The organism is Vibrio sp. OPT46 (assembly GCF_015163535.1).
Lineage (GTDB): Bacteria > Pseudomonadota > Gammaproteobacteria > Enterobacterales > Vibrionaceae > Vibrio > Vibrio alginolyticus.
Window position 1 is genome coordinate 127,951 of record NZ_JADDYG010000005.1, and the last position, 9,895, is coordinate 137,845.

Annotated in this window: 10 protein-coding genes; 4 read left to right on the top strand and 6 right to left on the bottom strand. The window is 45.0% G+C overall.

The genetic code is table 11. The features are described 5' to 3' along the window. A partial coding sequence (locus IQR33_RS00780; RefSeq protein WP_322631744.1) for a carbonic anhydrase occupies positions 1-396 on the bottom strand: 396 nt, incomplete at its 3' end. Positions 397-677: 281 nt separating this feature from the next. Here IQR33_RS00780 and IQR33_RS00785 point away from each other — a divergent pair. The 4 genes from IQR33_RS00785 (at position 678) to IQR33_RS00800 (ending at position 5,344) form a co-directional block, all read left to right on the top strand. Further along, positions 678-2,348: a SulP family inorganic anion transporter gene (locus IQR33_RS00785; RefSeq protein WP_005379997.1), complete on the top strand. Its 1,671-nt coding sequence runs from the start codon at positions 678-680 to the stop codon at positions 2,346-2,348. Between the two features lie 250 nt (positions 2,349-2,598). Beyond that, positions 2,599-3,516: an ABC transporter ATP-binding protein gene (locus IQR33_RS00790; protein WP_005380000.1), complete on the top strand. Its 918-nt coding sequence runs from the start codon at positions 2,599-2,601 to the stop codon at positions 3,514-3,516. After that, positions 3,517-4,287: an ABC transporter permease gene (locus IQR33_RS00795; RefSeq protein ID WP_005386598.1), complete on the top strand. Its 771-nt coding sequence runs from the start codon at positions 3,517-3,519 to the stop codon at positions 4,285-4,287. A gap of 127 nt (positions 4,288-4,414) precedes the next feature. After that, complete coding sequence (locus tag IQR33_RS00800) at positions 4,415-5,344, top strand: Kdo(2)-lipid IV(A) acyltransferase (protein ID WP_047102654.1); 930 nt, start codon at positions 4,415-4,417, stop codon at positions 5,342-5,344. A 53-nt stretch (positions 5,345-5,397) separates the two neighbouring features. Here the strand turns inward: IQR33_RS00800 and panC are convergent, their stop codons facing one another. The 5 genes from panC to gluQRS all read right to left on the bottom strand — a co-directional run. Then, a complete protein-coding gene (panC, locus tag IQR33_RS00805) occupies positions 5,398-6,303 on the bottom strand; it encodes a pantoate--beta-alanine ligase (protein WP_005380005.1) in 906 nt (301 codons plus the stop codon). Positions 6,304-6,314: 11 nt separating this feature from the next. Beyond that, the gene (gene panB / locus IQR33_RS00810; RefSeq protein ID WP_005386592.1) at positions 6,315-7,109 is read right to left on the bottom strand and encodes a 3-methyl-2-oxobutanoate hydroxymethyltransferase; all 795 of its coding nucleotides are present in this window, start codon (positions 7,107-7,109) and stop codon (positions 6,315-6,317) included. Between the two features lie 24 nt (positions 7,110-7,133). Further along, positions 7,134-7,619 carry a 2-amino-4-hydroxy-6-hydroxymethyldihydropteridine diphosphokinase gene (folK, locus tag IQR33_RS00815; protein ID WP_017635910.1) on the bottom strand — a complete coding sequence of 162 codons (486 nt, stop codon included), beginning with the start codon at positions 7,617-7,619 and terminating at the stop codon, positions 7,134-7,136. Beyond that, entirely contained in the window at positions 7,616-8,983 is a 1,368-nt protein-coding gene (gene pcnB / locus IQR33_RS00820; protein WP_005386589.1) for a polynucleotide adenylyltransferase PcnB, read from the bottom strand. The genes folK and pcnB overlap by 4 nt, the downstream gene beginning before the upstream one ends. 102 nt (positions 8,984-9,085) lie before the next feature. Continuing rightward, positions 9,086-9,895: tRNA glutamyl-Q(34) synthetase GluQRS (gene gluQRS / locus IQR33_RS00825; protein WP_228013693.1), on the bottom strand; the 810-nt coding region annotated here is incomplete at its 5' end.

A 9,895-nucleotide genomic window follows, 5' to 3' on the forward strand; every position in this document is an offset into this window, starting at 1 on the left:
TGTGCGGTGTTTGAAATAGATATCTCTGATATGTAACAGCCAATTATTAATAAGACCTAGCTTAGGGTTATCAATGGCTGCATTTACGCCACCACATCCATAGTGTCCACAGACAATGATGTGTTTAACCTTAAGAACGTCTACGGCGTACTGGACGACAGATAGACAGTTGAGATCAGTATGGATAACTTGGTTTGCAACATTCCGATGAACAAAGAGTTCACCTGAGTATAGCCCGGTTAGTCGCTCGGCAGGAACGCGGCTATCAGAGCAGCCAATCCAAAGAAAATCAGGCTTTTGCCCCTCAGCGAGTTTTGCGAAGTATTCAGGTCGATCAGATTTGATCTCTTGAGACCATTTCGAATTGTTTTCAAATAACTGTTTTATTTCCGGCATTTTGCAAACTACTTCCCTTAAAAGACAAAATCGCTGCTGCTGTTTGTGTGCACATGCAAGCGATCAGTGTTGTAACTATACACAATGTTACAATTTCGATCTCGTTAAATATTCGTCAGATAGGACTCATCTGACTAGTTTTCATTAAGAAAAAAGTAAAATCTGGTGAAACTATTTGTGGTGTGAATTTAGCCTTAATCTATTTATGGTTTAAATTTTCGCCTAGCTCGTTAAAGTAGTGATATTTTACTTTTTAAAATTGAATGCAGGGAAAATCAGCAGTGTTCGGTAGTCGTTTTGAAGATATCAATTTCAAAGGGGATGTATTTGGCGGGGTAACCACGGCGATTATCTCTCTCCCTCTGGCGTTAGCGTTTGGTGTTGCATCCGGAGCCGGGGCTGAGGCCGGCCTTTGGGGGGCAATAATGGTCGGTTTGTTTGCCTCGTTATTTGGTGGTTCTAATACGTTAATATCAGAACCGACAGGGCCAATGACGGTAATCATGACCGCAGTATTAACCAGTATGATGGCGAAATACCCAGAAACGGGCATGGCTATGACTTTCACGGTTGTCATGATGGCTGGCGCGTTCCAAATCCTATTGGGGACATTAAAACTGGGTAAATACGTTACCTTGATGCCTTACAGCGTTATTTCCGGTTTTATGTCTGGCATAGGTGTGATTCTTATCATTCTGCAGTTATCGCCTTTGATGGGGCATGCTGCGCCTTCAGGGGGAGTACTCGGAACGTTATCTGCTTTGCCGGAGACCATTTCTAACCTTAAGTTCAGTGAGTTGTTTTTGGGACTACTGACTTTGGGGATTCTTTTTTTCTTCCCTAAGCAATATCGTAAATACGTTCCTGCACAGCTCGTGGCATTGGTCGCGGTGACTTTATTGTCTGTGATTCTCTTTGATACAGAAGATATTCGTCGTATCGGTGAAATTCCTGCTGGGTTACCTTCTCTCGTCGCCCCTTATATTGACACAGATATGTTTGTCGAGATGGTCATTGATGCATTAGTGCTAGGCACATTAGGTTGTATTGATACTTTGTTAACGGCGGTTATCGGTGACTCATTAACTCGTAAAGAACACGACTCAGATAAAGAGCTGCGAGGTCAAGGGTTAGCTAACATGATCTCAGGCTTGTTTGGTGCGCTGCCGGGGGCGGGGGCTACCATGGGGACGGTAACGAATATCCAAGTTGGGGCTCGTTCGCCATTATCTGGTGTGATTCGTGCACTAATGTTGGCGTTGGTTGTACTGGTTGCTGGCGGATTAACAGAGCCAATCCCGATGGCTGTGTTAGCAGGCATTGCGGTGTATGTTGGCTTTAACATCCTAGACTGGAGCTTTATTCAGAGGGCACATAAGGTAAGCTTTTCCGGAATGGCGGTGATGTATGGCGTTATGTTGCTTACAGTATTCGTTGATCTTATCGTTGCGGTGGGTTTAGGCGTCTTTATCTCGAACATTATCATCATCGAGCGTTTGAGCCGAGAGCAGGCGCGACAAGTAAAAGCGATCAGCGACGCGGATGAAGATGATGTGCCGCTGACTGACAGCGAGCGTGGTTTGTTGGATCGTGCTAATGGTAAAGTGCTGTTCTTTTATCTTTCCGGTCCGATGATCTTTAGTGTTTCTAAAGCCATTTCACGTCAGCACTCTAGTATTTCGGACTATGACGTGATGATTCTCGATCTTACGGATGTACCAATGATTGATGTAACCGTCGGTTTGGCGTTAGAGAATGCGATTAAGGATGCTCTCGATGCCAATTGTGCCGTGTATTTATTATGCCCGAATGAGCGAACACGAGAACAGCTAGAGAAATTCCATGTGATTGACCTTGTCCCGGATGAAAATATGTACCAATTCCGTTACGAAGCATTGAATGCGGCGGTGGCACATGTTGAGGCAGACCAGTATCAGCGCATAACGGCGTAATCATTCTGACAGTTAAAAACGCAACAGTTTCCTGTTGCGTTTTTTTATGCTCTATTTTGTCTTACTTAGAGATAACCTTTACGAGGTAAGGGTTATATTTCCAATATTATCGAAAGGTTTATTTGTAATCATCGTTATTCAACGATAAACTGATGGACCTCCAGTACGATACCCAAGGCGATTTTGTAGTAAACCGCTGCTAAATATGAGTCGGTATTAGTAATCACAAACAAACGGCAATCAAGACCTTATGTACGCATTAGAAATTGAACAATTGCGCAAGACGTATGCAGGTGGCTTTGAGGCGTTAAAAGGTATAAGTCTCCAAGTGAAAAAGGGTGACTTCTACGCGCTTCTGGGTCCCAATGGTGCAGGAAAATCGACCACGATTGGCATCATTTCCTCCTTAGTGAATAAAACCTCCGGAACGACGAAAGTTTTCGGTTATGACATTGATACCGACCTCGAATTGGCCAAGCAGAATTTAGGCTTGGTGCCACAGGAGTTCAACTTCAACCAGTTTGAAACCGTTGAGCAAATTGTGATGCAGCAAGCTGGCTATTACGGTGTGTCTAAAGTATTAGCCAAAGAAAGAGCAGAAAAATACCTGAAAAAATTGGATTTATGGGAAAAACGCCAAGAGCGTGCTCGTAACCTATCCGGTGGGATGAAGCGTCGTTTAATGATCGCAAGAGCTTTGATGCACGAGCCGCAATTACTCATTTTAGATGAACCAACGGCTGGAGTGGATATTGAACTACGCCGCTCAATGTGGGGGTTTCTGAAAGAGATCAACCAAGAGCAAGGAATTACGATTATTTTAACGACACACTACCTAGAAGAAGCGGAGATGCTGTGTCGAAATATCGGCATTATTAATCGTGGTGAGCTGATTGAAAATACCACCATGAAGGCGTTACTAGGTAAGCTAAGCGTCGAGACATTTATCTTGGATATTGAGTCAGAAGTCGAGGTGCCTGAGCTTGAAGGTGTTAATCGACAAAGTATTGTTGATGGCTCTTTAGAGATAGAACTAGATAAGAGCCAAGGATTGAATTCGGTATTCAGTCAGTTAACAGAGCATGGCATTAAAGTTCTCTCAATGCGTAACAAAGCCAACCGACTTGAAGAGTTGTTTGTCAGCATTGTAAGAGAGGGGAGTAATTAAATGTACGGTTTATATTGGACGGCATTTCGCAGCTTGCTGAGCAAAGAAGTCACTCGTTTTACACGTATTTGGGTGCAAACCTTAGTGCCGCCAGCCATTACGATGACGTTGTACTTCATCATTTTCGGCAATCTTATTGGCTCTCGAATTGGTGAGATGAGCGGCTTTAGTTACATGGAGTACATTGTTCCAGGTTTGATCATGATGTCGGTGATCACTAACTCATACTCGAACGTGGCGTCGTCATTCTTTAGTGCAAAGCTACAGAAGAATATTGAAGAACTGCTGGTGGCACCGGTACCAAACTATGTGATTATTGCTGGCTATGTGATGGGCGGCGTGACTCGAGGTTTGTTGGTCGGTGCAATTGTTACTTGTGTGTCACTTTTGTTCGTTGATTTGCAAGTGGAGCACTGGGGCATTATTGTCGCGACTGTCTTCATGACGTCGGTTGTATTTGCTCTCGGTGGCTTGATCAATGCGGTTTACGCAAAAACGTTTGATGATATTTCGATCATCCCTACGTTTGTATTGACTCCTTTAACTTACTTGGGAGGAGTCTTTTATTCGATCAGTCTGCTGCCTGAATTTTGGCAAGGCGTTTCTAAGATCAACCCAATCGTCTACATGGTGAATGCGTTCCGCTACGGCTTTTTAGGTGTCTCGGATGTGGGCATTGTCACTTCATTTAGTGTACTTGCAGTGTTTGTTGTTGCACTGTATGCCATTGCGCATTATCTAGTAACCAAAGGGATTGGGCTAAGAAGCTAAGCCATTCTCATAAAGCAAAGAGCGGCGATTCACGCTGCTCTTTCGCGTGCATAACAATACATACCCATACAATTTTTCGGTTTTTATCATGGTAGGTTTCAATCATTTGTAATAAATGAGTGATCCTATGAATATTGTCCCGCCGCCGCCTTTCTCCTATCAGTTACTTAAGCCCAAATATTGGTCTGTATGGCTGGCATTTGGATCTTTAGCGATTCTTGTTAATGTACTGCCATACGTAGTATTGCGAATCTTAGGTAGAATCATCGGCTGTATTGCGATGCATGTAATGAAGCGCCGACACAAGATCGCTCTGCGTAATCTCCAGCTGTGTTTCCCTGATTTTACGGATTGGCAATGTAAGGACGTAGTACGAAAAAACTTTCAATATACTGGAATGGCGATCATCGAAACCGGTATCGCTTGGTTTTGGCCAGATTGGCGGATACGTCGGATAACCTCTATTGTTGGAAAAGATCGTTTACTCGCTGAGGAAAAGAATGGACGTGGTGTGTTGGTGGTGTGCAGTCACCATTTAAACTTGGAGATAACCGCTCGTATTTTTAGCCAGTTTGCCCAAGGTTATGGCGTTTATCGCCCAAATTCGAATCCTGCTTATGAGTTTATTCAACATCGAGGTCGAACTCGTTTTGGACATCAAATGATTGATCGAAAAGACGTGAAATCAATGCTCAAAGTTCTGAAGAATGGTCATCGACTTTGGTATTTACCCGACCATGATTATGGCGTTAGCCATTCTGTTTTTGCGCCGTTTTTTGCTGTTGAACAAGCGGCGAGTACCGTCGGGTCTAGTGTTCTCATTGATGCAACAAAGTGCGCGGTTATATCTGGCGTTACAGTGAGTAAAAATCACCATTACACGCTGTACATTGGAAAAGACATTAGCGAGCGTTTCGAGAGACGTAATGCGGTTAAAGCGGCAAGCATCTTGAACCAAGAGCTTGAGAAAATGATAAAACGTGATATTCCAGCGTGGATGTGGCTGCACAAGCGGTTTAAAACTCGCCCTGAAGGGTTAGATTGCGTCTATACGTAGAGTATAAAAAAGGTCGACTAAGAGTCGACCTTTTTACTTTTATGACTCAGAGCTTACTCTGCGCTCTCTGAGTTTGTATTGTTAGATTCAGCTTCTTCCTTCGCTTCGACAACCATATCTACCGTTTGGTTATCGATAAGACGAGCTTTGCCTAGGAACGCAGACATCAGAATGACAGCTTGTGTCGTTTCTGGTGTGATCACTTGTAATGTACGAGCATCACGAATGAAGATCTCATCAGGGTGCAGACCTGCAGCTCGAAGTTGGTCGCTTGCATCTTCGATGATCGATGCGTAGTCATCGCGGCCACCGCGAATGGCACTGCTGATCCAACGCATTGTACGAGCAAGTACAGGTGCACGTTGACGCTCGTCCAGCGTAAGCAAGCCATTGCGTGAACTCATTGCTAAACCGTCCATTTCACGTACGGTTGGTACACCGATGATTTCAATGTCCATTGCTAGGTCATCAACCATCTTGCGGATAACAGCAAGTTGTTGGAAGTCTTTCTCGCCGAAGCACGCGACATCCGGTTGTACGATGTTAAACAGCTTATTCACAATCGTCGTCACGCCACGGAAATGACCTGGTCGAGACGCGCCTTCGAGAATTGTTGATAGGCCAGGGACATCGACGAAGGTTTGCTTATCCAGACCTTCAGGGTAGATAACTTCTGGTGTTGGCGTAAATACCACATCGACCCCTTCAGAGGTTAACTTGCTTAAGTCTTCCTCTAGCGTGCGTGGGTAATTATTTAAATCGTCTGCACGATCAAACTGCATCGGATTAACAAAGATGCTTACGACAACGATATCAGCGTATTCGCGTGCTTTACGCACTAAAGTTAAGTGGCCTTCGTGAAGGTTGCCCATGGTAGGGACAAACGCCACTTTACGACCTTCACGTTTAAAGGTTTTAAGGTGTTCACGAACTGCTGAGATTTCCGCAAAAGTTTGCATGCATTTATCCTCTAGGCAATGGTATGAGCGTCGTCTGGGAATACACCGTTGGCTACATCTTCAATGTATTTAGTAACGGCTTTGCGCATATCACCTGTTTCAGCAAGAAAGTTTTTGGAGAATTTCGGCATGTAGTTGGCAGAAATACCAAACATATCATGCATTACGAGAATTTGACCATCTGTTACGTTACCTGCACCAATACCGATAACAGGAACGTCAAGCACTTGCGTAATACGTTCAGCAAGCTCAGCTGGTACGCATTCTAGTAAGACGATTTGAGCGCCTGCTTCTTGCAGCGCTAATGCGTCTTTTACCATGCGGTCTGCTTTTTCTTGATCGCGACCTTGGATTTTGTAACCACCAAAAATATTAACAGCTTGAGGAGTTAAACCAAGATGAGCACAAACTGGAACTGATCGTTCAGTGAGCATTTTCACCGTGTCGACAAGCCAGTCACCACCTTCAATTTTTACCATATTGGCACCAGCACGCATCAGTTTAGCCGCATTTTCGCAAGCTTGCTCTGGGGTGGTGTAGCTCATGAATGGCATGTCTGCCATCAACAAACAATTTGGGCTACCAGCGCGTACGCAACGAGTATGGTAAGCGATATCATCGACCGTTACTGGCAGAGTATCGTTGTGACCTTGCAAAACCATACCTAGAGAATCACCAACAAGAAGTACTGGCATTTCTTGGCTTTCAAACAGTTGGGCAAAGCTCGCATCATAAGCGGTTGAAGTAGCAAATTTACGACCTTCTTGCTTCCACTTGATTAGGTCGTTGATGGTCATTTTTTTCATGGTTTTATCCTTACTAGGAGTTGGCTATGACTGCCAGATACTGAGGCCGTTTCTATCTACTTGTTCCAGTAGTTCAGAGACCTCGGTCCCATCAGGGAGTTGTAAACTTGGTGCAATTTCCGCAAGAGGGTAGAGTACGAATTCACGCTCTTTCATTCCATAATGAGGAACGATCAGCCTCTCGGAATTAATCACCTCATTGCCATAAAGCACAATGTCGAGGTCCAAGGTTCTTGGCCCCCAGCGTTCGTCTTTACGGACACGCCCTTGTTCTTGCTCTATAGCTTGTGTGCAATTGAGCAATTCAATAGGCGTCAAACTGGTGTTAATAGACACAACCGCATTGATGTAATCCGGTTGGTTTTGTGGCCCCATTGGCGTGCTGCTGTATAGCGAAGAAGCTTGAACAAACTCTGATTTAGGCAGCGTTTTTAATGCTTCAATCGCTTGCTTCGCTTGGCTGACAGGATCAGCCAAGTTACTGCCTACCGCAATGTACGCTGTAATCATGATTTGGGCTTACTCTTTTTCTTGCGATAAGTTTTACGGCGGCGCTGGCCTGTTTTCGGTGATTGACCGTCTAAGTCGGCAGCCATTGCTTGACGCATTTCTCGGCCTGCATTTTGAAAAGTTTCCCACCACTTGGCAAGCTTCTGAGTGTCACCACCTTCAATTTCACCGCGCATTTCAAGAAAATCAAAGCCAGCTCTAAATTTATTGAGCTCCATAAGACGGAATGCACGTTTACCGTTACGTCGTGGAAGACGAAGCTGTAACTGCCAAATCTCGCGAATGGTTGCGGTGTGGCGTCTTGGAATGGCAATTGTGCGAACTTGCTCGTCAAGAATGATGTTGCTCGCTTCCATAATGGCGTCGTAATGGCCTAAGTTGCGCTCTTCCATCAGTTCATCGGCTTTCGCACACAGTGGGTACCACAGCATTGCAGCAAACATAAATGCTGGATTGATGCGTTTCCCATCTTCGATGCGCATGTCGGTAGAATCTAGGACAAGATCCAACATCTGCTCAGTGTGAGAGGAGTAATCTTCTGTAAAGTGCGCTGCAATCGTCGGGAATAGTTGCTGGAATAGGTTGTACTCACGCAGTAGGTGGTAGGTTTCTAAGCCATGACCGGATTGCAATAATTTGAGTGACTCTTCAAAAAGACGCGCTGACGGAATGTCACCGAGCAACGGTGCCATGTGTTCGATTGGCGCTGCGGTGTCTTCTTCAATATCAAAGTCTAGTTTTACCGCGAAACGAACCGCACGCAGCATGCGTACAGGGTCTTCACGGTAGCGTGTTTCTGGATCACCAATCAGTCGAATTAGGCGATCTTCTAAATCTTCAATACCACGTGCGTAGTCGTGAATCGAGTAATCTGCGATGTTGTAGTACATCGAGTTAATCGTGAAATCACGGCGCTCAGCATCTTCATCGATGGTGCCGTAGACGTTGTCACGCAGCAGCATACCCTCTTTTGATTGCTGAGAAATGCTCTTATTCTTTTGCTCTTGGTGGTGACCACGGAATGTCGCAACCTCAATGATGTCTCGGCCAAACATAATATGAGCCAAGCGGAAGCGGCGACCAATCAAACGGCAGTTACGAAATAGCTGTTTGATCTGTTCCGGCGTTGCGTTGGTCGCAATGTCAAAATCTTTTGGTTTTTGTCCAAGCAGTAAGTCTCGAACCCCGCCACCCACAAGAAAAGCATCGAAACCAGCACCATTTAGGCGGTACAGTACCTTCAGCGCATTATCACTGATCTGCTTACGCGAAATGTTGTGCTCTTCACGAGTTATTACATTGAGAGCGAGCTCTGGAATTGTGGCAGGTTCGCTTGGTGTATAGTCGTTTGTATTCATGTGCATCTGGCAATCACTGGGTTTAATCCAATCTTGCTTTGGTTAGTTTTATACGCCTCTAGGGCCTAATTTGCGGCTAATGATAGCCTACACAATGCCATTTGAGAATCACGGTGTGATCTCGATCTCTGCTGGAAGCTGTTCCAACCGCCAGTTTTCGCAGCCCCAACGAAGAATATCTTCTATGTTGGCCGCCCTTACGGTTTCAGGTATCTCGAAACCTAAAAATGTCATGGCGCGCAATAGAGTAGGTTTTGGTGTATCTATATCAATAGCCGTCGCGTGATTTTGTTTCGACAATTTATTGCCGTTGTTGTCCATCGCCAATGGTAAATGTAAGTAGCTAACTTCAGGCTGACCAAGTATTTGGTACAGGCTAATTTGACGCCCTGTCGGCTCGATTAAGTCTGCACCTCGCACGACTTCTGTGACGCCTTGGTCGATGTCGTCCAATACTACCGCAAGATTATAAGCAAATAATCCATCTCGACGTTTAATAATGAAATCTTCATTAACGAGTTGCTCTGGAATCGTAATGGTTCCCCGCTTTTGGTCGAGGAAATGAGCGACAGGCTTGGTCATTTTTAGGCGAATCGCGCCGTCTTTCAAGTTTTTATCGCGGCAAGTGCCAGGATAAAAACCGCCATGCTCTTTAATTTGCTTACGAGTACATTGGCAATAATAGGCTTCCCCATTTTCGAGCCATTTGTTTATTTGAGCTTGGTAAAGGTCGTGACGTTCGCTCTGGTATACCACTTCTCCATCCCAATGCAGCTGATAGGCCTTGAGTGCCTCTAGGATAAGTTGCGCTGCACCTGGCATTTCTCTTGGTGGGTCTAAGTCCTCAATACGTACTAACCAAGCTCCGTTTTGTGCTTTCGCTTGAAAATAACTGCCAAGAGCGGCAATCAGTGAACC